Raw genomic sequence first — 24,089 nt, 5'->3', positions numbered from 1 at the left:
CGGTGGATCCGTGGATCTCTGTGGATGTCCCGGTGTACCGGCGTACGGGTCAGCCCGACGCCGCGATCAGGAGCTGCCCCAAGGCGATGCCGCCGTCGTTGGGAGGTAGCAGCCTCGGCCGCAATACGGTGAAGTCACTTGCCTCCAGGCTTCGTTGGACCGACTCCAGCAGTACGGCGTTCTGGAATACGCCCCCGCCCAGAGCCACGACCCCCAGACCCGTCCGGACGCGTACGAGGTCCGCGAGGGCGACGGTCAGGGCGGCTACCGCTCCGTGGAACCGGGCGGCGACGAGTTCCGCGGGGACCCCCGCCCGTACGTCCGACACCACCGCGCGGACGACCGGTGCCGGGTCCGCGACGGCGGTCCCCCCGTCCCCGGCGGGCGTGATCTTGAACGTGTAGCGCCCGTCCGCACCGGCGGTATCGGGCCCGGCGGCCCTGGCCAGCCCCTCAAGGGCCATCGCGGCCTCGGCCTCGTAGCCGGCCTCGTGCCGCACCCCGGCCAGCGATGCCACCGCGTCGAAGAGCCGGCCCATGCTCGACGTCGGCACACATCCGAACCCGGTGCCCAACTGATGCTCCAGCACGTCCCGTTCCCTCGGCGGACAGGCGCGGACGGACGGCAGCCCGTCGTCCCAGGGGATCCCTGCGGCCCGGAGGTGGGCCAGTGCCATCCGGTACGGCCGCAGCACGCTCGCGTCGCCGCCCGCCAGTGGCACGTACGCCAGGTGTGCCGCCCGCTCGAACGACTTGTAACCGGCGATCAGCACCTCGCCGCCCCACGCCGCCCCGTCCGTACCGGCGCCCGTACCGTCGAAAGCGACACCGATCACGCTCTCGCCCGCGCCGATGCCGTGTTCGCCCATGACGGACGCGATGTGGGCGTGGTGGTGCTGCACCCGGTGCACCGTCCGGGAGCCCGCGTGCGCCACGGCCCAGGCCCCCGACCGGTATCCGGGGTGCAGATCGGCGGCCAGCATCCCCGGGCGGACCCCGGTGAGCCGCTCCAGCTGCCGCTCGGTCCGGGTCAGCGCGTCGACCGTGGCGAGATCGTCCATGTCGCCGATGTGCTGACTCACCCAGGCGTACCGGCCGTCGCCCAGTGCACAGGTGTTCTTGAGGTCGGCGCCGACCGCGAGAGTCGGCGGTACGTCGAAGGGCAGCGCGAGCGGCAGCGGGGCGTAACCGCGGGATCTGCGCAGCGGGAGCTCCGCGCCCGCCACGAAGCGGCTCACCGAGTCGTCGCAGGGCACCTCGATCCGCCGGTCGTGCCGCAGCCAGGCATCGGCCAGCGGCGCCAGCCCCGAGAGTGCCGCCGCGTCGTCGGTGACGATCGGCTCACCGGCCAGGTTGGCGGAGGTCATCACCAGCACATCGGGGCCCGGCCGGTCGTCACCGATGCCGAACAGCAGGACGTGCAGCGGTGTGTAGGGGAGCATCACCCCGAGGTCCGGGCTGCCGGGCGCCACCGACGCGCAGACCCCGGTGCCCTCCGGCTCCCCGCGGCGCGGCAGCAGCACGATGGGCCTGCGGACACCGCTGAGCAGCCGTTCCTCGTCCCCGGTCACCGTCACCAGCCCCGCCGCCACGCCCGCGTCCGCGACCATCACGGCGAACGGTTTGCCGCCGCGCCGCTTGCGCCGCCGCAGCTCGGCCACCGCGGTTTCGTTGCGGGCGTCGCACGCCAGGTGATAGCCGCCGAGTCCTTTCACCGCGAGGATCCGGCCGTCGGCCAGCAACTCCCGTGCGGCCCGCAGCGCGTCCTCGCCGCCCAGCGGGGGCGCCCCGTCCTTACGGACCAGTTCGAGTGCCGGACCGCAGTCGTGACAGGCGATCGGCTGGGCGTGGAAGCGGCGGTCGCCCGGATCGCCGTACTCCGCCCGGCAGGCGCCGCACATGGCGAAGGCGGCCATCGTGGTGGCCGCCCGGTCGTACGGCATACCGGTGACGATCGTGAACCGCGGACCGCAGTGGGTGCAGGTGATGAACGGGTGGCGGTAGCGGCGGTTCGCCGGATCGCCCATCTCGTCGAGACACTCCCGGCACGTCGCGACATCGGGTGACACCAGCGTGCGGGCCCGGCCGCCACCGCTGGACTCCCCGATGGTGAACTGCGTACCGCCCAACGGCGCCAGGTCCGACTCGTGGACGGCCTCGACCACGGCGAGCACCGGGGGGCCCGTGCGCAGCCTCCGGCCGAATTCCGCCACCGCCCCCGCGTCGCCCTCGACTTCGGCCACGACCCCGGCCCCGGTGTTCACCACCGAACCGCTGAGGGCGAGTTCGCGGGCGCTGACGTAGACGAACGGCCGGAAGCCGACACCCTGGACCACGCCGTGCACCTCGAACCTCCGCCGCAACCGCGCCACCGGGGCCGGCCGGCCGGCGGGGGAGGGGGCCGAGGTGTGATCGGGTTCCGCCGTACGGGCCCGGCCCATCATCTCGAGGCCCGAGATGGCCTCGCCGGCCTTCGTCTCGTCGATGATCTCCATGGCGAAGCCCATGTGGAGCAGCACCCAGTCACCGCTGACCGGAGGGGCGTCGAGCATCCCGACGTTGATGCGCCGCTGCGCGCCCTCGACATCGACGAGCGCGAGCTGGCCGGCATACCCGTCGACGAGCTCCACGACCCGGCCGGGAATGCCAAGGCACATGATCAGGACCTCCTGGTCGGGGCGGGTTCGGACGGCAGCAGCCGTCCCACCAGGATCCGTACGGCGTCCATCGCCGCCGGCACGGCCGCGAGGACGGCGCGGCTGAGCCCGATGCCCTCACCCACGTCGGCGGGTGTGCAGCCCACGACGTAGGTGGACGGAAGGGTACCGCCCAGTTGCTCCAGATTCGCCAGTACTGATACCGGATTCATGCCGTGTGCGTCGAATTCACCCGAACCGAGGTCGTCCGGCCCCACTTCGAGGACGGTCACATCGCCCGGCGGCCCGTCACCGGGGCAGGCGTCGACCAGGACCAGCGCGTCGTACCCGTCCAGCAGGTCGTAGGCCAGGTGCATGCCCCGGATGCCGTAGTCGACGACCCGGACCCCGGCGGGAAGCGGGTCCGCACCGGCCAGCGCGCGGACCACCTCAGGACCGAAACCGTCGTCACCCAGGAAGAGGTTGCCGACCCCGGCGACCAGTACCCGCTCCGTCACCGGTACCACGTCCGGGCTTCCGCGCGGCCGGACCCCGGAGCCGGCGCCGCGCTCACATCGAGCGCATTCGCAGATACCGGCGGATGTCCGGGATCGACTGCACTCCGACAGCCACGGCGGCCGCCATCAGAACGGCGCCCGCCACTGCGGTGATCACGCCAAGGGTCTTCACGAGGGGCTCTCCTCTCGGTTTTCGAGGGTGGTCCCGGCGGGCAGGGGCTCCAGCTCGTCGGGGGCGAAATAGAAGTAGCGGCCGTACCAGTCGTGCATGTCCGCCGCCGGGTCGTCGACGAGCACCAGGGCGACGTGCGTCCCGCCGTCGACGTCCGAGAGCACCGCGGTCACCCGCGCCACCTGACCGTCGAAGAAGAGGTCCTGGGCGTCCGCGCGGCGCGAGGGGTGGACCCGCACCAGGCTCCCCTTGGCGACGCTGACGCCGTCGATGAGCACCGAGTCGGACGCCGGGCACACGCTCGCGTCCGAGGCCGGGTCCCACCAGGGCGCACCGCCGGTGTCGAACTCCGCCGGCCCACCGTCCCGCAGAGCGGCGTCGGGCGGGGGCGTGGGGCCGGGCCGCGCGGCCGCGTGCGGGTCGCGCAGCAGCCCGTGCAGCTGCTGGAGATCCGCAGCGGACATGGAGTCGCAGCGTTCGATGATCTCCCTCGCCCGCGGGTCGGTGGCCCGTGCCTCGGCCTTCTCCTGCTCGGTCATGGTCATGACGCGGAGGGTCAGGATCTCGTCGATCTCCGTCGAGTCGAAGAGGGCGCCCGGACTCTGCTCGGCGACCTCGGGGTAGTCGTAGAGGATGATCGGTGCGCCCAGGACCGTGTCGGCCGATCCCCTGGCACCGGCCAGCACCGGCCAGCATCTGCGCTGCCGGCAGCGGGCGGCGGCAGCCACCGCGTGCTCCGGCGGCTCCAGCAGCGAGACGAACCCGCCGCCGTGCGCCCGCAGGATCAGATGGGCCCCGATCAGCGAGCTGCGGATCGCGGCGTCCTTGGAACCGGCCGTCTCCGGGTGCTCGTTGGCCACGGTGAGCGACAGCCGCAGGAGGCCGTCGTCGGCGGTGGCGCTCACCCGGATCCGGACGTCCAGTGGCAGCCGGCGCCGCACGATGCGGCCGGCCGGTGTGCCGTCCGGGTCCGTCAGCTGCTCGACGTCCTCACCACCGGGCACCGTGCGCCGTACGTCGGCCGGCTCCGCCAGGGGGAGTACGGGCAGCACGATCTCCTGCTCCACCGCCTCCTCCCAGCTCAGGACCTGCCCGCCGGCCACGGTGAGTTCCGCGACCGGGGTGTGCCCGCCGTCCGCCTCGCGCCGCTGCACCTCACGTACCTGCACCTGGAGGAAACGCAGATGAACGGTGACTGCGGCGGGTGATCCGTCCGGCGCCAGCAGGCACTCCATCGCCATGTCCGGCTGCTCGCCGAAAGAGGCGGGTGCGGCGGACGGCGGACCCAGAACCCCGAACTGCCAGCGGGACTGGTTCTTGTGGGAGCTGGCCCGGTAGGGGTACAGGAGATACCCCTCGTAGAGCACGGCGTCGGCGACCGTACGGACGTGGTCGAGGGTCATGGCATTCACGGGGGTCACTGGACCACCTCTCCGGTCCCGGCCAGCAGGGTGTGGACCGTCTCTTCCCAGCTGATCAGCCCGCGCCGCGCACGGAAGCCGGCGAACTCCTTGATGACGTCGTGGTCGAGCCTGATCCACCCGGCGTTCGGGAAGTGGGCGCCGATCATCTCGCGCCACACCGCCACGGGCATCGGATGACGGGCCTCGCAGTCCCAGGGCACCTGCCGCACGCCGAACCCCGCGGTGCCCTTGGTGAAGACCGTGCCCGAGAAGAGCAGCGTGAGCGGGACCGCGCCGTCACCGAGAGCGTGCAGATACCGCGAGCCGGTCACGTCGAAGTCGTACGTGCAGGGCAGCGCGAGGTCGATCTCGGTTGCTCCGGTGAACCCCTGGACCGTGGTGTTGCACTGCATCCAGAGGAACGGGCGCAGCGTGTCCGACCACCGGGCGCGCTCCCCGAACAGCCCGCGCAGTTCCTCCTCCTCGGCCGCGTCGTAGGAGCGGCGCTGCGGTTCGATGCGGACCTGGCACTGCAGGACGATCGCGTGGATCCGCTCGCCGCTGCTCTCCTCGATGCGCAGCCGCGCGGTCAACCGGGGGGCCGCCGAGTACGGTTCGGCCACCACGTCGAGTACCGAGAAGTCCAGTACGGAGAAGTCCGTGCCGCTCACGAGACCCCCTCGGCCGGTACGGCCCTGCTCCGGTCCCGCACCTGCTCGAAGAAGGTGTCCATCGCCTCGTGCGCCTCACGGCCGCCGTCGAAACCCCGCCACAGCGTCCGCAGCCGGCCGACCAGCTCGTAGCAGGCGTCGACGGGTACCAGATGGCACGAGCCGTCCCCGGTACCGGGGCGGCGGATCAGCAGCGCCTCGACGTCGGCGCGCAGCACGGCCAGCGCCGGGGCGGACTCGACGATGGTGTCCCAGGCGTCCAGCGGCAGTTCGGACTCGGTGGCGCCCGCGGGACCGGGGTAGAACGCGACGGTGCGGTCCTGCACCGAGTTGCGGAACAGGAACGCCAGCCCCACCGGGATCTGCAGTTCGTCCCAGGCCCGTGCGTCCAGCGGGACACCCTCGAAACGGAGGTAGCGTTCCGGAACGGCGCGGTAGCGCAGCCGTGCGTCCTCCTCGGTGAAGAGGAGGTAGCAGGCGCGGCAACTGCACATCAGGCCGCGGCTCTCCAGGTTCACCACGTGCGAGTGTTCGGGGCCGACCGGCTCGGCGCACATCTCGCAGCGCTCCCCGGCGGCCTGCTGGGGGCGGTTGCGGCTGATCCGCCGCAGTGCGGCCACCGGGGTCGCCGTACGGCCCGGGGCGCTCACGCGGAGACCGGGGCGGGCACCGCGACGGAGACCGTCGGACCGTCCGCGAGGAGAGGCAGCGGGTCGAGGTGCAGGCCGTCCTCGTCGAGACAGGCGCCGGCCCGGCGTACGTCGTAGTGCGCACGGCAGCCGGGGCACCGCAGCACCCCGTCGTCCGACGCGCCGCCCAGCCGGCGGGCCAGTGCGGCGCCCTCCAGGGACCGCTCGCACCGGGCACACCAGTCGCGGAAGGCGTAGAGGTCGGCACCGATCCGGCAGGCCAGGACCGGGACCGAGCCCGCGGTGAAGTGCCGGACGCCGCCGGGCTCCAGGGCCTCCAGGCCGGGCACGGCCTCCCAGGACGAGCCGCCGTCGCCCGGCGCCGCCGCCGCCTCGTGGAGCCGCGAGAACAGCGAGTCCACCGTGACCAGCGGTCCGGGCTCCCCGGTACCGCTCTCCCCCTGCGCCTCCACCTCGATGCCGGTGATCTCGGGGGCCGCCGCCTCGACCGCGCTCTGCACGGCCAGCTTGAGCGTGGCGGACGAGGAGGGGCATCCGTCGCAGCTGCCCAGCAGCCGCAGGGAGACGACGCCGTCCTCCGCGACGCCCAGCAGCTCCACATCGCCGCCGTGCGAACCGAGATACGGCCGGACGCTCTCCAGCGCCTCCTCGACGCGGGTCTCCACGCCGTACGGATGAAGACCGTGCACCAGCAGCAGACTCGCCACGAGATCGTCGGCGGCGAGGGCCGCCAGCACCTCGTCGTCCAGCCCGCCGTGTTCGTGCACCAGGCCGAGCAGCCGCTCGAGACCGGCGCCGTAGAAGTCCGTGACGAGCCGGACCAGCTCCTCGCTCCGTTCGCGGGCGACGGCTCCGCCTGCGGCGCTGGCGGTGATCAGTGTGTCGATACGGTCGCCGGTCGCCCGCCAGTCGGCGGGCCCGGATCCGGCCTCCTGCGCCATCACTCGCTGCCCGCGGACTGGGTGGGGGAGTGCAGCAGTTCCAGCTTCTTGCCCTCGCCCAGGTACATGTGCACGCCGCAGGGCAGACAGGGGTCGAAGCTGCGCACCGTGCGCATGATGTCGATGCCCTTGAAGTGCTCCCGGTCGTTCTCCTCGAAGATCGGCTGGCCCTGCACCGCGTCCTCGTAGGGGCCCGGTGTGCCGAAGTTGTCGCGGGGGCTCGCGTTCCAGGGGGTCGGAGGGTACGGGTGGTAGTTGGCGATCTTGCCGTCCCGGATCACCATGTGGTGCGAGAGCACTCCGCGCACCGCCTCGGTGAAGCCGCAGCCGACGCCCTCGTCCGGGACCTCGAACTTCTCCCAGGTCTTCGTCCGGCCGGCCCGGATCTCCACCAGTGCCTTCTCCGCGAAGTGCAGCGCGCAGGCGGCCGCGTACGCCTGGAAGTAGGTGCGCGCGCGGTTGCGTTCGATCGTGTTGCTCCACTTCGGGACGTGCCACTCCAGCTCCACCGGGCCCTTGAGCGCGGTCTTGGGGAGGTTGATCTTGACGCTCTTGCCGGTGGCCTGGATGTACCCGATGTCGACGAGCCCGGCCAGGGCCGTGGTCCACAGCCGGGCCAGCGGGCCGCCGCCGGTGTCGAGGGCGAGGTAGTCCTTGCCGTCGAACCACCGCGGCGACATGACCCAGCTGTACTTGTCGTCCAGGTCCCGCTTCTGCGGCTGCGGGTTGGTGTGCTGGTTCCACGGGTGCCTGCGGTCGACCGGGTTGCCGAGCGGGTCGTGGGTCACCAACATCTCCTGCTCCTCCCAGTCGCCGTAGTACGACGAGCCGAGGAGGATCCGGATGCCCAGGTTGATCTTCACCAGGTCGGTGGTGACCAGCTTCCCGTCCACCACCACACCGGGGGTGACGTACATCTTCCGTCCCCACTCGGTCATGTCCTGGTACTTGAAGTTGCAGTGCTCCGGGTCCTGGAAGGAGCCCCAGCAGCCGAGCAGGATGCGCCGGTTGCCGACCTGCTCGTAGCCGGGAAGGGCCTCGTAGAAGAAGTCGAAGAGGTCGTCGTGCATGGGCACGACCTTCTTCATGAACTCGACGTAGCGCTGGAGCCGCGTGATGTAGTCCGTCATCAGCTGGACCGTCGCCACGGTGCCCACGCCGCCCGGGTAGAGCGTGGAGGGGTGTACGTGCCTGCCCTCCATGAGGCAGAACATCTCCCGGGTCATCCGGCTGACCTGGAGTGCCTCACGGTAGAACTCGCCGGTGAACGGGTTCAGCGAGCGCATGATGTCGCCGATGGTCTTGTACCCGTGGTCCCCGGCGTGCGGTGAGGGGGTGCGGTTGGCCTGTTCCAGCACTCCCGGGTTGGTCTCCGCGACCATCTTCTCGCAGTAGTCGACCCCGACCAGGTTCTCCTGGAAGATGTTGTGGTCGAACATGTACTCCGCGGCTTCGCCGAGGTTGACGATCCACTCACCGAGGTGCGGCGGCTTCACCCCGTACGCCATGTTCTGCGCGTAGCAGGAACAGGTGGCGTGGTTGTCTCCGCAGATACCGCAGATGCGGCTGGTGATGAAGTGCGCGTCGCGCGGGTCCTTGCCCTTCATGAAGACCGAGTAGCCGCGGAAGATGGAGCTGGTGCTGTGGCACTCGGCCACCACCTTCTGCTTGAAATCGATCTTCGTGTAGATGCCCAGGCTGCCGACGATGCGGGTGATGGGGTCCCACGCCATCTCGACAAGGTCGTCCTTGCCCTGCTTCCCGCTGCCACCCCTGCGTTGCGTCGCGGTCATTGCGCCGCCTCATCTTTCTTTCCGTTGCGGTGAGTCACCAGGTGCGGGTGGCACCGGTCGTGAGGCTTCTGCCGGGCCTGCGCCACTTCGGCTCCTGGTCCAGCGTGTGCGTGGTCATGTGGCGCAGCCGGCGCATGGTCGCCCCGTACAGGCCGACCGCGTTCGACGAGAGCTTGCCGCCGGGGGGCTCGTCCATGAACGGCATGAACTTGTCCGGGAACCCCGGCATGGTGCAGCCGATGCAGATTCCGCCCACATTGGGGCAGCCGCCGATACCGTTCATCCAGCCGCGCTTCGGCACATTGCACTTGACTGTGGGTCCCCAGCAGCCGAGCTTGACAATGCACTTCGGTGATCCGTATTCCGTCGCGAAATCGCCCTGCTCGTAGTAACCGGCCCTGTCGCACCCCTCGTGGACCGTCTGTCCGAAGAGCCAGGTGGGGCGCAGCGCGTCGTCGAGCGGAATCATCGGGGCCTGGTCGGTGGCCATGTAGAGCAGATAGGTCAGCGTCTCGGACAGGTTGTCCGGCTGGATCGGACATCCGGGGACGCACACGATCGGAATACCCGCCTTGGACTTCCAGTCCCAGCCCAGGTAGTCGGGAACACCCATGGCGCCCGTCGGATTGCCCGCCATGGCGTGGATACCGCCGTAGGTCGCGCAGGTCCCGACCGCGACGATCGCGGTGGCCTTGGGCGCGAGCCGGTCGATCCACTCGCTGGTGGTCATCGGCTGCCCGGTGGCGGGGTCGTTCCCGAAGCCGCTCCAGTAGCCCTCGTCGTGCAGCTGCTCGTTGGGGATCGACCCCTCGACGACCAGCACGAACGGCTCCAGCTCTCCCCTGTCGGCCTTGAAGAACCACTCCAGGAAGTCGTCCGCGCCGCCGTTCGGCCCGCACTCGAAGTCGATGAGCGGCCAGTGCACCGCGACCTGGGGGAGGCCGGGCAGGGCGCCGAGCGCGATCTCCTCGATGCTGGGCTGGGTGGCTGCCGTCAGGGCCACGGAATCACCGTCGCAACTGAGCCCGGCATTGATCCAGAGAACGTGGATCAGCGTCTCTTCCGCCTTTACCGCTGCTTCTGTCGGCATAGCTCTGCCGCCTTCCGGGCCCGGCGTGACCATTCCAGGTATTGCTGGATCGGGGCGCCCGGCTCACGAGTGTGGTGTCGCTCACATTGCTACCATCTAGGCTCGGCACGTGCGCCCTGTCAACGCGAGAAGAAATCCTTTTGGGCGTCCGTGGGACTCGCCATTCGGCGGTGTGAATTACGCAGGCGCCCCACCCGGCCGGAAACGGCAAGGCCTTCTGTCCGGTGCCGGTCCCGGATTGCGCCGGTCGAATGAACCGGTTATGGAAAATTGCCGACGGTATCAACCGCAAGGGGCATGCGCGGGTTCCAGGTCCTACGGTCGTGCCACCGACGCGGGAACGAGGCGGAGATGCATGAACTGTCGATCACGCAGAGCGTCGTCGACATGGTCTGCGAGCGCGCCGACGGCAGACCGGTCCGCGCGGTCCGGGTGCGGGTCGGAATGCTCACCGCGGTCGTGGCCGACTCGATGCGGTTCTGCTTCGACCTGGTGACGGCGGGCACCGTGGCCGAGGGCGCCCGGCTGGAGATCGACCAGCCGCCGGGAGCGGCACGCTGCCGCACGTGCGAAGAGAGCTTCACGCTGGACGATCCCGTACTGCTCTGCCCGTGCGGCAGTGCCGACGTGGAGATCACGTCGGGACGTGAACTGCAGATCATCTCGATGAAAGTGGGCTGACCCATGTGCGGTACCTGCGGTTGTGGCGAAGAGGGCGGCGGTACGCGGATCACCCTGCCGCACGGGGGCCACGCGCCGGCCACCACCGGACACCCGCACCACGGCGACCACGAGCACCCGCACACCGAGCACCCGCACACCGAGCAGCCGGACGGACCTGCCCGAGACGGCGCGCACGGGACCGGGGAGACGGTCACCCTCGAGCAGCGGGTGCTCGCCAAGAACGAGCAACTGGCGGACCGCAACCGTGCCTGGCTCGCCGAGCGGCACATCGTGGCGGTGAACCTGATGAGTTCACCGGGCGCGGGCAAGACCACCCTGCTGGAGCGCACCATCAGGGACTTCTCGGGGCGGCGGCAGGTGGCTGTCGTCGAGGGCGACCAGGAGACCATGCTCGACGCCGACCGCATCAGGCGCGCAGGGTCCGCGGTGGTGCAGGTGAACACCGGCGCCGGATGCCACCTCGACGCGGAGATGATGCAGGGCGCCCTCACCACCCTCTCGCCGGGGCGCGGATCGCTGGTCCTCGTCGAGAACGTGGGAAACCTGGTGTGCCCCGCCCTCTTCGACCTCGGCGAACGCAGCAGAATCGTGATCATCTCGGTCACCGAGGGCACGGACAAGCCGCTCAAGTACCCCTATATGTTCGCCGTGGCCGACCTGGTGCTCATCAACAAGATCGACCTCTTGCCGTATGTCGATTTCGACGTGGAGCGGTGTGAGGCATACGCGCGGTCGGTCAATCCCGATGTACGGGTGCTCGCGGTGTCCGCGACGACCGGTGAGGGAATGGACCGCTGGTACGAGTGGGTGGCGGCACTGGACGACCAGATGCTCCTGAGCTGACCGGGCGGTCTCCGGCCCCGCCCCGGAGCGGGACCGAGCCGCAGACAGCGGTGACCGCCCCCGGGCGTCCCGGTTGTACGGAGTACGTGCGCCCCGTACAACCGGTCACATGACACTGAGCTGGAAACTCGTCGTCGACAGCATGAACGCGCCCGTGCTGGCGGACTTCTGGGCCGCGGCCCTGGGCTACGAAGTGGAGGACCCCGGCCCGCTCATCGAGCAGCTGCTGGCCGACGGCCGGATCGGCGCGGAGTCGGTCGCCGAGCACCAGGGACGCAGGACCTTCCGCGGGTACGCCGCTGTCCGCCACCCCGAGGACCCGTTCGACCAGGCCAGTGGCATCGGCCGCGGGCGGCGGCTGCTCTTCCAGGACGTACCCGAGGCCAAGGCGGGCAAGAACCGCCTGCACATCGACATCCACGGTGAGCCCGGCGGTCTCGTCCGACTGGTGGCACGCCTGGTGGACCTGGGGGCGACCCGCGTCCGCGAGGTGGACCAGGGGCCGGCCGGACACTGGTGGGTCATGCGGGACCCCGAGGGCAACGAGTTCTGCGCCGGATAGGCCACGGAGAGCCGGTCCCTCCTGCTCCGTGTGCGCACCAGGAGCTGCTCCGGGCTGACCCGTATCCCTGGCGGGCGGCATTACGGGACCGTGCCCCACGGCCCGGAAGGCGGCACCTCGTACGCGCGGTGACGGCATCCCGCTCAGTGAACGGAGAAGCCGCCGTCCACGAAGAGCGCCTGACCCGTGATGTAGGCGGAGGCCCGGCTGCTCAGGAAGACCGCGGCGCCCTCGAAGTCCTCGGCGAGGCCGTTGCGCCCGATCATCGTGCGCGCGGCCAGGGCGGCCGTCTTCCCGGGGTCGGACGACAGCCGGGCGTTGAGCGGTGTCATCACGAAACCGGGCACCAGCGTGTTGCAGGTGACGCCGTGCGGTGACCACGCCTCGGCCTGGGAACGGGCCAGGGACTCCAGCGCACCCTTGGACACCCCGTAGGCACCGCTCTGGACGAAGGCCCGGTGCGCCTGCTGCGAGGTGACGTGGATGATCCGCCCGAAGCCGCGGTCGGCCATGCCGGGACCGAACCGCTGGCCCAGGAGGTAGGGCGCTTCCAGATTCACCCCCATCGTGGTGTCCCACACCTCGTCGTCCAACTCGCCCATCGGCGGCCGGAGATTGACCCCGGCGGAGTTGACGACGATGTCAGGCTCCCCGAAGGGTTCCACCGCCTTCCCGGCCGCCGTGCGCACACCCTCGCGGGTGCTCAGATCGGCGCTCACCCAAGCCGCCCGGCAGCCATCGGCCACCAGCTCCGCGACGGTCGCGGCCAGCTCCGCCTCCCGGCGCGCCACGACGACGACGCTCGCCCCGGCCCGGCCGAGCGCACCGGCGATGCTGCGGCCGATACCGGAACTCCCGCCGGTCACGACGGCGACCCGGCCTTCCAGGGAGAACAGCTCGGAGAGGTAGTCCCCGGAGGTCATGAGCGCCTCCCGCAGTGCACGGGCGCGGCCGCCGTCGTGATGGTCAACGTGCTTTCCTTCCGTTGTGCCCGGTCGTTCGTGCCCGCCGGCCGTCCGGCCAGGACGTCACGGGCCGGTGCCCTCCCCGCCCCGGGCATCCTGCCTCGGGTCCTCGGACATGCCGTCCCCCATGAGGAGTGAGAGCACCAGGACGATGAAGCCGGCGCCGAGTCCCACGCCGGACCAACCCGTGCGCTGGATGCGGGCGGAGCCGCAGGCGGGTGCCGTGTCCCTGTTGTCCGCCAGCGCGTCGTCGCCCGCCGGGTTCAGGACCGAGCCGCAGGCCACCTGCACGGTGGCGTTGTCCTCCGCGTACTCGGAGGGGTCGGGAACCTTCGGGGACACCGGCACGAGCAGCAGGGCCACCGCCGCCACCGCGATCAGCAGTGCGAGGGTCGCCCCGCCTCTCACGACGCCGGGCAGCCTGCCCAGCGACCTGACCGGCCGGATGCGCTCCGTTTCACGCGGTATGCCGTCCTGTTCATCGCTCACTCTGGTGCCCCCGCTGCCCGTCGACCGAAAACATTCCGGTCGCTGAGGCTAGCCGGTGTGCCGGAAGCGGTGGATCCGGGGCTGTCAGAGCAGTTTGGCCACGGTCAGCAGCACGGCGGAGTCCTCCAGGGCGTCCAGCCGGTGGCGGTCGTCGGGCACGATGATCAGGTCGCCCTGACGGCCTTCCCAGGACAGCTCGCCCGCCGTGAGGCGCACCCGGCCGCGCAGCACCTGGACCGTGGCCTCGCCGGGGTTCTCGTGCTCGGCGAGCTGCGCGCCGCGAGTCATCCCGATGACCGTCTGGCGCAGAACCTTCTCATGACCGCCGTAGACGGTGTCCGCCGTGTGCCCGCCGCCGGCCGTGGCGGCCAGTTCGATCTGCTGGCGGGCCAGTGCTTCGAGAGAGAGTCTCTGCATGACGTCATTCTCCCGCATCCGCCGGGCCGGGCAACGCGGACGGGACCGGCAGGGAGCCGGGTACGTCAGCGGACCGTGGCCGCACCCGGGCCCATGCGGCGGCCGCTGCCGTGGCGGTGCCCGAAGGCCAGGCGGACGATCAGAGCGATGACCGTCGAGTTGACCAGGGCGGCCGCCACCAGCACGACGTACGCCAGGGCCCCACTGACACCGGGCAGCAGCAGGAGCAGGCTGGCCGGCGCGGTGAGCAGGATCGGATAGACCCCCGAGAACGAAGCGTCGGGGTGGGAGACCAGCGTGGTGTCCACCCACACCCAGACGAGCAGGGCCGCGATGACCATGAGATATCCGCGTGAGACCCAGTCGCCCGCCACTGTCCGGCCGATCCACCGCACCAGGCTCTTGCCGTTCATCGTCTCTCCACCACCGTCGCATCCGCGTGTGCCCAGGGGGCACGCCCTTGTTTCCCGCTGTTTCCAGCCTGCCCGAGCCCGGCGGTCCTGACGTGAGTACCGGTACTCAAGCGTGCCCGGGTACGACGCGATGTGCGATTCCCGGACTGGCACGGCGCGCGCGGAATGCCGAACGTGAGAGCTGGGCAGGTACGGGTGTGCGGCGCCCGGACGGCCGGACGGTGCTGATTCTGAGGGGGCGCGAAACGTCATGGAACAAGCCGGCTGGCAGTTTTCCGACGACCGTGGGCAGCTGTCGACGGCCGGGCGCACGCCGTCGAGAGTGACGGCGTACATCCGGGCCGGAGCCACTCTGTGGGACCACGGACTGGCGCCGCACGCGGTGTTCGGCTCACTGCACGACGGTGAGGTGGTGGACCGGGCGAAGGCGGGCTCGCTGCCGTCCGGAGACCTCCGCTACCTGGGTGCGGGCAGCGCCCTGGACGCGGAGACGCTGCTGAGCGGCGCGCCGGATCTCGTGGTGGCGGTCAGTTACGGCGGCGGCCAGGTGTACGGGCTGGACCCGGCCACGGCCAAACACCTGGAGGAGCAGGTCCCCGTCGTGGTCATCGACGTGGGCCAGACCCACACCCTGGACGGGATCAGGAGCCGGTTCGACGCGCTCGCCCGCTCGCTGGGGGCCGGAGGCGAGGGCGAACAGGAGCAACTGCTGGACGCCGCAAGGCAACGGCTGCGCTCAGCAGCGGGCACACCGTCCCGGCCGGGGGTGCTCGCGCTCTCGCCGGCCGGCCCCGGCCAGGTGCATCTGGCGCGCCCCGACGCCTGGCCCGAACTGCGCGCACTGGCCGGACACGGCGTCAGCACGGTACGGCCGCCCGACGGCACGGGTGCGAACTGGGCCACCGTCAGCTGGGCGGAGGCGGCGGAGCTGCGGCCGGATGTCGTCCTCGTCGATGTCAGGTCGAACGCCACGCCCGTCAGCGAACTCGACGGCAACGAGGCGTGGCTGCGCCTCGCCGGCGGGGCGAGGGTCCTGCCCTGGAACCCGGAGTCCCCGGCGAGTGCCCGGTCCCACAGCCGGTTCTTCACCTCGGTGGCCGGGGCGCTGGAGGCCGTCACCGCGGAGTGAGTGCGCTCACACCCGGCGCTCAGCGGGGGACTCATCCGTGTCGGTGTTGGGCCGAACGGGTGAAGGGGGTCAGAATTGGCTGATGCAGATAGAAAGTCCAGCCGAGGTGGTCCGGTGAGCAGGTACGACGAGTACGACGTCACCGATGAGCAATGGGAGGGTCTCGCCCAGGTGGTGCCGCTGCGCGGGCGCAACGAATGGCCCTCGCGAGTCGACCACGAGACGATCCCCCACGAGTACGCGGCCGAGCAGCGCCGCTTCGTGGTCCTGCGCGTCCAGGTCTTCGCGGACGCCCGCGAGGTCGCCGAGTACCTGGTCGCACAGGTGCCCGTGCTGCTCGACCTGACGGGCGCGGAGACCGAAGTGGCCAAGCGCATCCTGGACTTCAGCAGCGGGGTGGTCTTCGGCCTCGGCAGCGGAATGCACCGGGTCGACAAGAACGTCTTCCTGCTGGCCCCCGCCGGCACCGAGGTCGAAGGGATCGCGGCCGCCGCAGTCCCCCGATCGTAGGAAGGTCCTGGAGGCGGAACGGTTCGCCACCGTGACGCGTGCGTACGGTCCGGATCATGGACGCAACCTACGCACGCCCCACCGTCACCGAACTGCGGCTCTCGGCCTTCAAGTCGCACCGCGGCGCCGTCTTCCCGCTCGCCCCGCTGACCCTGTTCGCCGGGGCGAGCGGGAGCGGCAAGACGAGTGCGCTCCAGGCGTACGAGGCGCTGGCGCGACTCGGGGCCGGCGACGAACTGGGCGAGATCTTCGACGACCCGGGCAGCTTTGTCCCGGAACGGGCCTGCGCGGACGCCCAGGGGCGGCGGGGGTTCCGGATCGGCTGCACCGTCGACGGCCCGGCCGGTCCCGTACAGCTCGATCTGGCCGTGCAGGCCGAGCCCGAACTTCGCGTGGTCGGTGAACGACTGACCGCGGACGGGCAGTTGCTGCTCTCCACGGCACTGCGCGATCCGGCGCGCAGGACCGTACAGGCGGCCTGGCACACGGCGGGCACGGTCCCGGTGACCCGGGCGCCGTTGCCCGACGACCGGATGGGGACCGCTCTGCTCCCGCTGAGGGTGGCGGGCAAGACCACCGGACAGCTGAGGGTGCTGGCCGCTGCCGAACAGGTGGTGGTGGCACTGCGCTCGGTCTTTGCCTGCGACCCCCAGCCGCACCGGATGCGCCGTCCGGTGGCCGCAGGCGCCGGGCTGTTGCGGCGGGGGTGCGACAACCTCGCCTCGGTGCTGTTCCGGACCCAGTCCGAGTGCGCGAACCGGCACCGGCAGCTGGTCGCCGCTGCGCGTGCCGGGTGCGCCGGGCCGGTCGCGGGCCTCGCGGCCGAGCAGCTGACGGACGGACGGGTACGGGCGGTGCTCGGCCGGGGCGCGGGGGCGGGCACACCGGTGGAACAGCTGGGCGAGGGTGAGCTGCGCTATCTGGCGCTCGCGCTGGTGCTGCTGACCGGGCCGGGTGTCCTCGCGGTGGAGCCCGCGGGCGAGGTGCCGCCGGCGATGCAGTCGCTCACGGTGCTGGCCGACGGGTTCGACCGCTCACTGGACCCGCGGCAGGCGCGGGAGCTCGCCGCCCTCGCCGCTGCGATCTGCTCGATGGGCCACATCAGGGTGGTGGGCACGGCGTCGGACGCACGATGGGCGCGCGAGGCGGACGGTGTCTCAGTGGTAGACCTGAGCGCGTGACGGAACTCGATGTAGCGCAATTGCAGCGGCGGCTGGCCGAGTTCGCCGAGGCGCGGGAGTGGCGGCCGTACCACACGCCGAAGAACCTGGCCGCCGCGCTGAGCGTGGAGGCGTCCGAACTGGTCGAGATCTTCCAGTGGCTGACGCCCGAGGAGTCGGCCCGGGTGATGGAGGATCCCGGGTCGGCGCACCGGGTGGCGGACGAGACGGCCGACGTACTGGCTTATCTGCTGCAGTTCTGCGAGGTGTTGGGGATCGATGTCCTTGCGGCACTTTCGGACAAGATCGACCGAAATGAGACACGCTTTCCGGTGAAGCGCACCGAGGATCGTCACTCTCCGGAGTGAGTGAGTTATCAACAACGTGCCATGAGTCCCCAGATTTCGGAATTCCTCTGGCTTTATGGTCCAGGTGCCTTCACTCTGGGTAATGAAAGGGGAGACGGGAAGTCATACGAACGGGGACAGGGATGGACGGGGTGCGGCTCATCGCAATCAGCCGGGACGCTCTGGCGCGGAGCCTTCCGGAACTGGACACCATGGTGGAGGCCTGGCAGGCGCAGGCGCTCTCCCGCGCCGTGGGCGGGCATCTGGCGCTGCGCGGCCCGCAGGAGCTGCGGGCCGACGCGCGGGCGCTCGGTGAATCGGGCGGACGGGGCTGCGGGGCGCTCGAAGTGCCGACGGTGCGCGGCGGGCAGATACGGGCGGCGCAGCTGACCGAAGTCTCCGATGCCCGTGAGGTGTTGACGGCGCTCGGGGTGCTGCTCGGGGAGGTCGGAATCGCCCTGGTCGGAGTTGCCTGCGGGACCGACGAGGAATCGGTCTACTGGCAGTGCATCGAGGCCATGGACGCGGCGGACGAGTCGGGTGACCGGGTGCACGGGATGCTGCGGAAGCTGGAGGAGCGGGACGCGGAGAGATCCCGCGGGTAGGGCGGGCCCGGGAATGCCCTGCCGGTGTCGCGGGGAATCGCCGGACACCCTTCCCCCGGGTGTGCGAGAGGCGTCCGGGGGCGGCTGAAGGTGCAGGATGGATGCATGGATCTTCGAATCTTCACCGAGCCCCAGCAAGGGGCGAGCTATGAAACGCTGCTGACGGTCGCCAAGGCCACCGAGGACCTCGGCTTCGACGCCTTCTACCGCTCCGACCACTATCTGCGGATGGGATCGGGTGATGGTCTTCCCGGCCCCACCGACGCCTGGATCACGCTTGCGGGACTGGCCCGCGAGACCCGGCGGATCCGCCTCGGGACGCTGATGACGGCAGGCACATTCCGGTTGCCGGGTGTCCTCGCCATCCAGGTGGCACAGGTCGACCAGATGTCCGGCGGCCGTGTCGAACTTGGCCTGGGCGCAGGTTGGTTCGAGGAGGAGCACCGGGCGTACGGGATCCCGTTCCCCAAGGAGAAGTTCGGCCGCCTGGAGGAGCAGCTGGCGATCATCACCGGGCTCTGGGAGACCAGGACCGGCGAGACCTTCAGCTATGACGGTACGTACTACCAGCTCACCGATTCGCCCGCCCTGCCCAAGCCCGCCCAGGCGAAGGTGCCCGTGCTGATCGGCGGGCACGGGGCGACCCGTACCCCCCGGCTGGCCGCTCAGTACGCCGACGAGTTCAACATCCCGTTCGCCTCCATCGAGGACAGCGAGCGGCAGTTCGGACGGGTCGGGGCGGCGGTCAAGGCGGCCGGGCGTGAGAACGACCTCGTGTACTCCAACGCGCTGGTCGTCTGTGTCGGCAAGGACGACGCCGAGGTGGCGCGCCGTGCGGAGGCCATCGGACGGGACACGGCGGACGTGAAGGCGAACGGGCTCGGTGGTTCGCCGGCGGAGGTCGTCGACAAGATCGGCCGCTACGGCGCGATCGGGTCCTCGCGCATCTACCTCCAGGTGCTCGACCTGGACGATCTGGACCACCTTGAGCTGATCTCGTCGCAGGTCCTCTCCCAGCTGAAGTAGGAGTCAGGGTGCGCCCCGTCCGTACGCTCGCCGCCGCCCTAGCCGAGTCCACCGTCATCCTCGACGGCGGTCTCTCCAACCAGCTGGAGGCGCAGGGCTGCGATCTCTCCGACGCGCTCTGGTCGGCCCGGCTGCTGGCCGACGACCCCCGGCAGATCCGGGCCGCGCATGCGGCGTACGTACGGGCGGGCGCCCAGGTACTCATCACCTCCGGCTACCAGGCCACGTTCGAGGGCTTCGCGCGGCGCGGGGCGGGCCGGGCCGAGGCCGCGGAGCTGATGGCCCGCAGCGTGCGGCTGGCGCGTGACGCCGCGGAGGCCGTGGACCGCGAGGTCTGGGTCGCCGCATCCGTCGGCCCCTACGGCGCGATGCTCGCCGACGGCAGTGAGTACCGCGGGCGGTACGGGCTCTCCGTCCAGGAGCTGGAGCGCTTCCACCGGCCACGGATCGAGGTACTCACCGCGGCCGGCCCCGACGTGCTCGCGCTGGAGACGGTGCCGGACACCGACGAGGCGCAGGCGCTGCTGCGCGCGACCGGCGGATGCGGGACGCCGGTCTGGCTCTCGTACAGCGTCGCGGGGGACCGGACCCGGGCCGGGCAGCCGCTCGCCGAGGCCTTCTCACTCGCGGCGGACCAGGACCAGGTCATCGCCGTGGGCGTGAACTGCTGCGACCCCGGGGACGTGGACGGCGCCGTGGAGCTCGCCTCGTCGGTCACGGGCAAGCCGGTGGTGGTCTATCCGAACAGCGGCGAACAGTGGGACGCGGAGCGACGCGGCTGGCACGGCGCTTCCACCTTCGACGCCGCACGTGTCCGCGGCTGGCAGCAGGCGGGGGCCGGACTGATCGGTGGCTGCTGCCGGGTCGGCCCGGACCGGATCGCGGATCTGGTGCACCTCCGGGACCGCGGCCCGAAGTAGGGGAAAACCTCTGGTCGGGGCCGCAGAAGCGGGCGATACTCGGACCCGTGTTCCTGACGATCAGCACCACCGGCACCCCGGAGCGTCCTGCCACCGACCTCGGTTTCCTGCTGCACAAGCATCCCGACAAGGCGCAGACGTTCTCCACTTCGCACGGCACGGCACATGTCCTCTACCCGGAGGCCACCGCCGAGCGCTGCACGGCTGCGCTGCTGCTGGAGGTGGATCCGGTGGCGCTGGTACGGCGCGGCAAGGGCAGGGGGCGTGGCGGCGCACCCGACGCGGCGCTCGCCCAGTACGTCAACGACCGGCCGTACGCCGCGTCCTCGCTGCTGTCCGTCGCCATGACCACTGTCTTCAAGAGCGCGCTGCGAGGAGTGTGCGCCGCTCTCCCCGAGCGGGCGGCGGCCCCGATGCCGCTGCGGATCGAGGTGCCCGCGCTGCCCGCCAGTGGCGGCCCGGCCCTGGTGCACAAGCTCTTCGCGCCGCTCGGCTGGGAGAAAGTGAAGGCCGAACCCGTCGCCCTGGACGAGAAGTTCCCGGAGTGGGGCGAATCGCGGTACGTGCGACTCGTGCTCGAAGGTGAGCTGCGGCTCGCCGACGCGCTGCGGCAGCTCTATGTGCTGCTGCCTGTACTCGACGACGCCAAGCACTACTGGGTGGCACCGGACGAGGTCGACAAACTGCTGCGTGCGGGAGAGGGCTGGCTGGCCGAGCACCCCGAGCAGAAACTGATCACCAGCCGCTATCTGTCGCGGCGCTGGGGACTGACCCGGCAGGCGATGGAGGCCCTGGAGCTGGTGCGGCTCGCGGAGGCCGACGACACCGAGGTCGAGTCCATCGACAATGCCGTCGACGAGACCACGGACACCGAGGAGCAGCCGGTGCCGCTCGCGGCGCAGCGCCGGGCGGCGATCCTGGACGCGCTCCGCAGGGCCGGGGCGGGCCGGGTGCTCGACCTCGGCTGCGGCCAGGGGCAGCTGGTGCAGGAGCTGCTGAAGGACACCCGCTTCACCGAGATCGTCGGCATGGACGTGTCGATGCGCGCGCTGAACATCGCTGCCCGCAGGCTCCGCCTGGAGGAGCTGGGCGAGCACCGTGCCGCCCGGGTGAAACTGATCCAGGGTTCTCTCGCGTACACCGACAAACGCCTCAAGCGGTACGACGCCGCCGTGCTGAGCGAGGTCATCGAGCATGTCGACCCCGAGCGGCTGTCCGCCCTGGAGTACGCGGTCTTCGGCGCGGCCAGGCCGCAGACCGTCCTGGTGACCACACCGAACGTCGAGTACAACGTCCGCTGGGAGACGCTTCCCGCCGGACAGGTGCGCCACGGCGACCACCGTTTCGAGTGGACTCGCGAGGAGTTCAGGGGCTGGGCCGCGGAGGTGGCCGAACGGCACGGATACACGGTGGAGTTCGCGCCCGTGGGGCCCGATGACCCCGAGGTCGGTCCGCCGACCCAGCTGGCCGCGTTCACCATGGCCCCGAAGTCCGGCGACACCGGCCCGGGAGCCACCGCCGGTCCGAAGTCCAGCACGGCCCCGAAGGAGGCGAAAGCGGCATGAGCAGCAGCACCGGAACAGGTACCCCTACGCCCGCAGGCCCGCGCACTCTGCCGGTGACCGACCTCTCCCTCGTGGTCCTCGTCGGGGCCACCGGGTCCGGCAAGTCCACCTTCGCGCACCGGCACTTCAAGCCCACCGAGATCATCTCGTCGGACTTCTGCCGCGGCCTGGTGGCCGACGACGAGAACGACCAGAGCGCCAGCGGCGACGCCTTCGACGTCCTCCACTACATCGCCGGCAAGCGGCTGGCCGCCGGACGTCTGACCGTCGTGGACGCGACCAATGTGCAGCCGGAGAGCCGCAAGCAGCTGGTCCGGCTGGCGCGCGAGCACGACGTGCTGCCCATCGCCATCGTGCTCGACCTGCCCGAGGAGGTGTGCGCCGATCGCAACGCGGGCCGCCCCGACCGGGCCGGTATGCCCCGCCACGTCATCCAGCGGCACCGCCGTGAACTGCGCCGCTCCCTCCGCGGCCTGGAGCGCGAGGGCTTCAGGAAGGTGCATGTCCTGCGCAGCGCGGCCGAGGTGGAGGCGGCCGAAGTCACCCTGGAGAAGCGGTACAACGACCTCACCCACCTCACCGGCCCGTTCGACATCATCGGTGACGTCCACGGCTGCAGCTCCGAGCTGGAGACGCTGCTCACCCGGCTCGGCTACGCCGACGGTACGCATCCCGAGGGCCGCACCGCCGTGTTCGTGGGTGACCTCGTGGACCGCGGCCCGGACAGCCCGGGGGTGCTGCGCCGCGTCATGTCGATGGTCGCGGAGGGCAACGCGCTCTGTGTGCCCGGGAACCACGAGAACAAGCTCGGCCGTTACCTCAAGGGACGCAAGGTCCAGCCCAGCCACGGCCTCGCCGAGACCATCGAGCAGCTGGAGAAGGAGGACGCGAGGGACCCGGAGTTCCGTGAGCGGGTCGCGGAGTTCATCGACGGGCTCGTCAGCCACTACGTGCTGGACGGCGGCGGCCTCGTCGTCTGCCACGCCGGGCTGCCCGAGAAGTACCACGGCCGCACTTCCGGCCGGGTCCGCTCGCACGCGCTGTACGGGGACACGACGGGCGAGACCGACGAGTTCGGACTGCCCGTGCGCTACCCCTGGGCCGAGGACTACCGCGGCCGCGCCGCCGTCGTCTACGGGCACACGCCCGTGCCGAGTACCAGCTGGATCAACAACACCCTCTGCCTCGACACCGGCGCGGTCTTCGGCGGGCGGATGACGGCGCTGCGCTGGCCCGAGCGCGAACTGGTCGACGTCCCCGCCGAACAGGTCTGGTACGAGCCGGTCCGGCCGCTCACCACCGAGGCACCCGGCGGACACGACGGCCGTCCGCTCGATCTCGCCGACGTCAGCGGCCGCCGGGTCGTGGAGACCCGGCACACCGGCCGCGTCGCGGTCCGCGAGGAGAACGCCGCGGCGGCGCTGGAGGTCATGAGCCGCTTCGCGGTCGACCCGCGGCTGCTCGCGTACCTTCCGCCCACCATGTCCCCCACGGGCACCTCACACCTCGACGGCTATCTGGAACACCCCGCCGAGGCGTTCACGCAGTACCGGTCGGACGGCGTCACGAAGGTCGTGTGCGAGGAGAAGCACATGGGCTCACGCGCCGTCGTCCTCGTCTGCCGCGACGCCTCAGCGGCACAGGAGCGCTTCGGGGTGTCCGGGCCGACCGGGTCGCTGCACACCCGGACCGGCCGTCCCTTCTTCGACGACCCCACCGTCACCGAGGAGATCCTGGAACGGCTGCGTACCGCCGTCACCGACGCAGGGCTGTGGGACGAGCTGGCCACCGACTGGCTGCTGCTCGACGCCGAACTGATGCCGTGGTCGCTCAAGGCGACCGGTCTGCTGCGCAAGCAGTACGCGGCTGTCGGCGCAGCCTCGCGCGCCGTCTTCCCCGGCGTCGTCGGCGCACTGGAAGCAGCCGCGGCGCGGGGCGTGGGGGTCGGCGCGCTGCTGACCGGACAGCGTGCGAGGGCCGACGACGCGGTCGCCTTCACCGAGGCGTACCGGCGGTACTGCTGGACGACGGACGGCCTCGACGGTGTACGGATCGCACCGTTCCAGCTGCTCGCGGCCGAAGGGCGCTCGCTCGCCGCAGTGCCGCACGACGAGCAGCTGGCCTGGCTGGACCGGCTGGTCGAGCACGACCAGAGCGGTCTGCTGCAGACCACCCGCCGCCTGGTGGTCGACACCGGTGACAGGGAATCCGTCGGCTCGGGAACCGACTGGTGGCTGGAGATGACCGGGCGCGGCGGCGAGGGCATGGTCGTCAAGCCGCTCCACGCGCTCGTAACTGACGGGAAGGGGCGGCTCGTCCAGCCCGGCATCAAGGTCCGCGGCCGTGAGTACCTGCGGATCATCTACGGCCCCGAGTACACGCGCCCCGACAACCTGGCCAGGCTCAGGCAGCGCTCCCTCGGCCACAAGCGCTCCCTCGCGCTGCGTGAGTACGCCCTCGGCCTGGAGGCGCTGGACCGGCTCGCCGACGGCGAGCCGCTCTGGCGGGTCCACGAGGCGGTCTTCGCGGTGCTGGCGCTGGAGTCGGAGCCGGTGGACCCGAGGCTCTGAAGCCGCCGCCC

The 24,089-nt window shown here is 70.9% G+C and carries 25 protein-coding genes; 12 read left to right on the top strand and 13 right to left on the bottom strand.

Going from position 1 to position 24,089, the window contains the following annotated elements:
- Positions 1-49 precede the first annotated feature (49 nt).
- The 9 genes from hypF to OG584_RS07155 are packed head-to-tail and all read right to left on the bottom strand — an operon-like array spanning position 50 to position 9,873.
- On the bottom strand, positions 50-2,656 hold the full coding sequence (hypF, locus tag OG584_RS07195; protein ID WP_405776201.1) for a carbamoyltransferase HypF: 2,607 nt from the start codon (positions 2,654-2,656) through the stop codon (positions 50-52).
- A 2-nt stretch (positions 2,657-2,658) separates the two neighbouring features.
- A complete protein-coding gene (locus OG584_RS07190) occupies positions 2,659-3,162 on the bottom strand; it encodes a hydrogenase maturation protease (protein ID WP_405776199.1) in 504 nt (167 codons plus the stop codon).
- A 43-nt stretch (positions 3,163-3,205) separates the two neighbouring features.
- On the bottom strand, positions 3,206-3,325 hold the full coding sequence (locus tag OG584_RS07185) for a DUF6893 family small protein (RefSeq protein ID WP_405776197.1): 120 nt from the start codon (positions 3,323-3,325) through the stop codon (positions 3,206-3,208).
- Complete coding sequence (locus tag OG584_RS07180; RefSeq protein WP_405776195.1) at positions 3,322-4,746, bottom strand: hypothetical protein; 1,425 nt, start codon at positions 4,744-4,746, stop codon at positions 3,322-3,324. The genes OG584_RS07185 and OG584_RS07180 overlap by 4 nt, the downstream gene beginning before the upstream one ends.
- A complete protein-coding gene (locus OG584_RS07175; protein WP_405776193.1) occupies positions 4,743-5,399 on the bottom strand; it encodes a DUF6084 family protein in 657 nt (218 codons plus the stop codon). The genes OG584_RS07180 and OG584_RS07175 overlap by 4 nt, the downstream gene beginning before the upstream one ends.
- Positions 5,396-6,049, bottom strand: a complete 654-nt coding sequence (locus tag OG584_RS07170; RefSeq protein ID WP_405776191.1) for a DUF5947 family protein — start codon at positions 6,047-6,049, stop codon at positions 5,396-5,398. The genes OG584_RS07175 and OG584_RS07170 overlap by 4 nt, the downstream gene beginning before the upstream one ends.
- The gene (locus tag OG584_RS07165) at positions 6,046-6,990 is read right to left on the bottom strand and encodes a NifU family protein (RefSeq protein ID WP_405776189.1); all 945 of its coding nucleotides are present in this window, start codon (positions 6,988-6,990) and stop codon (positions 6,046-6,048) included. Before OG584_RS07165 ends, OG584_RS07170 begins: the two co-directional genes overlap by 4 nt.
- The gene (locus OG584_RS07160) at positions 6,990-8,783 is read right to left on the bottom strand and encodes a nickel-dependent hydrogenase large subunit (protein WP_405776187.1); all 1,794 of its coding nucleotides are present in this window, start codon (positions 8,781-8,783) and stop codon (positions 6,990-6,992) included. The genes OG584_RS07165 and OG584_RS07160 overlap by 1 nt, the downstream gene beginning before the upstream one ends.
- Before the next feature lie 34 nt (positions 8,784-8,817).
- Positions 8,818-9,873 carry a hydrogenase expression protein HypE gene (locus OG584_RS07155; protein ID WP_405776185.1) on the bottom strand — a complete coding sequence of 352 codons (1,056 nt, stop codon included), beginning with the start codon at positions 9,871-9,873 and terminating at the stop codon, positions 8,818-8,820.
- A 351-nt stretch (positions 9,874-10,224) separates the two neighbouring features.
- On the opposite strand from OG584_RS07155, the gene OG584_RS07150 reads away from it, so the two are divergent.
- The 3 genes from OG584_RS07150 to OG584_RS07140 all read left to right on the top strand — a co-directional run bounded on the left by OG584_RS07150 (position 10,225) and on the right by OG584_RS07140 (position 11,962).
- Positions 10,225-10,554 (top strand): hydrogenase maturation nickel metallochaperone HypA, encoded by a 330-nt coding sequence (locus OG584_RS07150; protein WP_405776183.1) that lies wholly within the window; start codon positions 10,225-10,227, stop codon positions 10,552-10,554.
- A gap of 3 nt (positions 10,555-10,557) precedes the next feature.
- A complete protein-coding gene (gene hypB, locus OG584_RS07145; RefSeq protein WP_405776181.1) occupies positions 10,558-11,400 on the top strand; it encodes a hydrogenase nickel incorporation protein HypB in 843 nt (280 codons plus the stop codon).
- 109 nt (positions 11,401-11,509) lie between these two features.
- Positions 11,510-11,962, top strand: a complete 453-nt coding sequence (locus OG584_RS07140; RefSeq protein ID WP_405776179.1) for a VOC family protein — start codon at positions 11,510-11,512, stop codon at positions 11,960-11,962.
- A gap of 143 nt (positions 11,963-12,105) precedes the next feature.
- Here OG584_RS07140 and OG584_RS07135 read toward each other — a convergent pair whose 3' ends face one another.
- The 4 genes from OG584_RS07135 to OG584_RS07120 form a co-directional block, all read right to left on the bottom strand.
- Positions 12,106-12,885: an SDR family NAD(P)-dependent oxidoreductase gene (locus tag OG584_RS07135; protein ID WP_405776177.1), complete on the bottom strand. Its 780-nt coding sequence runs from the start codon at positions 12,883-12,885 to the stop codon at positions 12,106-12,108.
- Between the two features lie 105 nt (positions 12,886-12,990).
- Positions 12,991-13,416, bottom strand: a complete 426-nt coding sequence (locus OG584_RS07130) for a hypothetical protein (protein ID WP_405776175.1) — start codon at positions 13,414-13,416, stop codon at positions 12,991-12,993.
- An 84-nt stretch (positions 13,417-13,500) separates the two neighbouring features.
- Entirely contained in the window at positions 13,501-13,833 is a 333-nt protein-coding gene (locus OG584_RS07125) for a cupin domain-containing protein (RefSeq protein WP_405776173.1), read from the bottom strand.
- A 65-nt stretch (positions 13,834-13,898) separates the two neighbouring features.
- Positions 13,899-14,246, bottom strand: coding sequence for an SCO4225 family membrane protein (locus tag OG584_RS07120; RefSeq protein WP_405776171.1), 348 nt, complete (start codon positions 14,244-14,246; stop codon positions 13,899-13,901).
- A gap of 250 nt (positions 14,247-14,496) precedes the next feature.
- On the opposite strand from OG584_RS07120, the gene OG584_RS07115 reads away from it, so the two are divergent.
- The 9 genes from OG584_RS07115 (at position 14,497) to OG584_RS07075 (ending at position 24,078) form a co-directional block, all read left to right on the top strand.
- Positions 14,497-15,375, top strand: coding sequence for an ABC transporter substrate-binding protein (locus tag OG584_RS07115; RefSeq protein ID WP_405776169.1), 879 nt, complete (start codon positions 14,497-14,499; stop codon positions 15,373-15,375).
- Between the two features lie 114 nt (positions 15,376-15,489).
- Positions 15,490-15,885 (top strand): cell division protein SepF, encoded by a 396-nt coding sequence (locus OG584_RS07110; protein ID WP_405776167.1) that lies wholly within the window; start codon positions 15,490-15,492, stop codon positions 15,883-15,885.
- Between the two features lie 56 nt (positions 15,886-15,941).
- Complete coding sequence (locus tag OG584_RS07105) at positions 15,942-17,066, top strand: AAA family ATPase (RefSeq protein WP_405776165.1); 1,125 nt, start codon at positions 15,942-15,944, stop codon at positions 17,064-17,066.
- Positions 17,063-17,413, top strand: coding sequence for a nucleotide pyrophosphohydrolase (locus OG584_RS07100; protein ID WP_405776163.1), 351 nt, complete (start codon positions 17,063-17,065; stop codon positions 17,411-17,413). Before OG584_RS07105 ends, OG584_RS07100 begins: the two co-directional genes overlap by 4 nt.
- Positions 17,414-17,535: 122 nt before the next feature.
- Positions 17,536-17,997, top strand: coding sequence for a DUF6099 family protein (locus OG584_RS07095; protein ID WP_405776161.1), 462 nt, complete (start codon positions 17,536-17,538; stop codon positions 17,995-17,997).
- A 105-nt stretch (positions 17,998-18,102) separates the two neighbouring features.
- Complete coding sequence (locus tag OG584_RS07090) at positions 18,103-19,023, top strand: LLM class F420-dependent oxidoreductase (RefSeq protein ID WP_405776159.1); 921 nt, start codon at positions 18,103-18,105, stop codon at positions 19,021-19,023.
- Between the two features lie 8 nt (positions 19,024-19,031).
- Complete coding sequence (gene mmuM / locus OG584_RS07085) at positions 19,032-19,943, top strand: homocysteine S-methyltransferase (RefSeq protein WP_405776157.1); 912 nt, start codon at positions 19,032-19,034, stop codon at positions 19,941-19,943.
- Positions 19,944-19,990: 47 nt separating this feature from the next.
- Entirely contained in the window at positions 19,991-21,508 is a 1,518-nt protein-coding gene (locus OG584_RS07080) for a 3' terminal RNA ribose 2'-O-methyltransferase Hen1 (RefSeq protein WP_405776155.1), read from the top strand.
- On the top strand, positions 21,505-24,078 hold the full coding sequence (locus tag OG584_RS07075) for a polynucleotide kinase-phosphatase (RefSeq protein WP_405776153.1): 2,574 nt from the start codon (positions 21,505-21,507) through the stop codon (positions 24,076-24,078). Before OG584_RS07080 ends, OG584_RS07075 begins: the two co-directional genes overlap by 4 nt.
- Positions 24,079-24,089 lie beyond the last annotated feature (11 nt).

It is taken from the genome of Streptomyces sp. NBC_00859, assembly GCF_045161865.1.
In the GTDB taxonomy this organism is placed as follows: Bacteria; Actinomycetota; Actinomycetes; order Streptomycetales; family Streptomycetaceae; genus Streptomyces.
Note: the sequence above shows the minus strand (reverse complement) of the source record. Positions and strands in the feature narration are given on the sequence as shown.

Excerpts from the sequence above, each read along its gene's own strand:
- OG584_RS07140 (WP_405776179.1), top strand. The coding sequence starts at position 11,510 with ATGACACTGAGCTGGAAACTCGTCGTCGACAGCATGAACGCGCCCGTG.
- OG584_RS07160 (WP_405776187.1), bottom strand. The coding sequence starts at position 8,783 with ATGACCGCGACGCAACGCAGGGGTGGCAGCGGGAAGCAGGGCAAGGAC.
- OG584_RS07090 (WP_405776159.1), top strand. The coding sequence starts at position 18,103 with ATGGATCTTCGAATCTTCACCGAGCCCCAGCAAGGGGCGAGCTATGAA.
- OG584_RS07120 (WP_405776171.1), bottom strand. The coding sequence starts at position 14,246 with ATGAACGGCAAGAGCCTGGTGCGGTGGATCGGCCGGACAGTGGCGGGC.
- OG584_RS07105 (WP_405776165.1), top strand. The coding sequence starts at position 15,942 with ATGGACGCAACCTACGCACGCCCCACCGTCACCGAACTGCGGCTCTCG.
- OG584_RS07075 (WP_405776153.1), top strand. The coding sequence starts at position 21,505 with ATGAGCAGCAGCACCGGAACAGGTACCCCTACGCCCGCAGGCCCGCGC.
- OG584_RS07125 (WP_405776173.1), bottom strand. The coding sequence starts at position 13,833 with ATGCAGAGACTCTCTCTCGAAGCACTGGCCCGCCAGCAGATCGAACTG.
- hypB (WP_405776181.1), top strand. The coding sequence starts at position 10,558 with ATGTGCGGTACCTGCGGTTGTGGCGAAGAGGGCGGCGGTACGCGGATC.
- OG584_RS07165 (WP_405776189.1), bottom strand. The coding sequence starts at position 6,990 with ATGGCGCAGGAGGCCGGATCCGGGCCCGCCGACTGGCGGGCGACCGGC.
- OG584_RS07155 (WP_405776185.1), bottom strand. The coding sequence starts at position 9,873 with ATGCCGACAGAAGCAGCGGTAAAGGCGGAAGAGACGCTGATCCACGTT.
- OG584_RS07115 (WP_405776169.1), top strand. The coding sequence starts at position 14,497 with ATGGAACAAGCCGGCTGGCAGTTTTCCGACGACCGTGGGCAGCTGTCG.
- OG584_RS07095 (WP_405776161.1), top strand. The coding sequence starts at position 17,536 with ATGGACGGGGTGCGGCTCATCGCAATCAGCCGGGACGCTCTGGCGCGG.
- hypF (WP_405776201.1), bottom strand. The coding sequence starts at position 2,656 with ATGTGCCTTGGCATTCCCGGCCGGGTCGTGGAGCTCGTCGACGGGTAT.
- OG584_RS07150 (WP_405776183.1), top strand. The coding sequence starts at position 10,225 with ATGCATGAACTGTCGATCACGCAGAGCGTCGTCGACATGGTCTGCGAG.
- OG584_RS07135 (WP_405776177.1), bottom strand. The coding sequence starts at position 12,885 with ATGACCTCCGGGGACTACCTCTCCGAGCTGTTCTCCCTGGAAGGCCGG.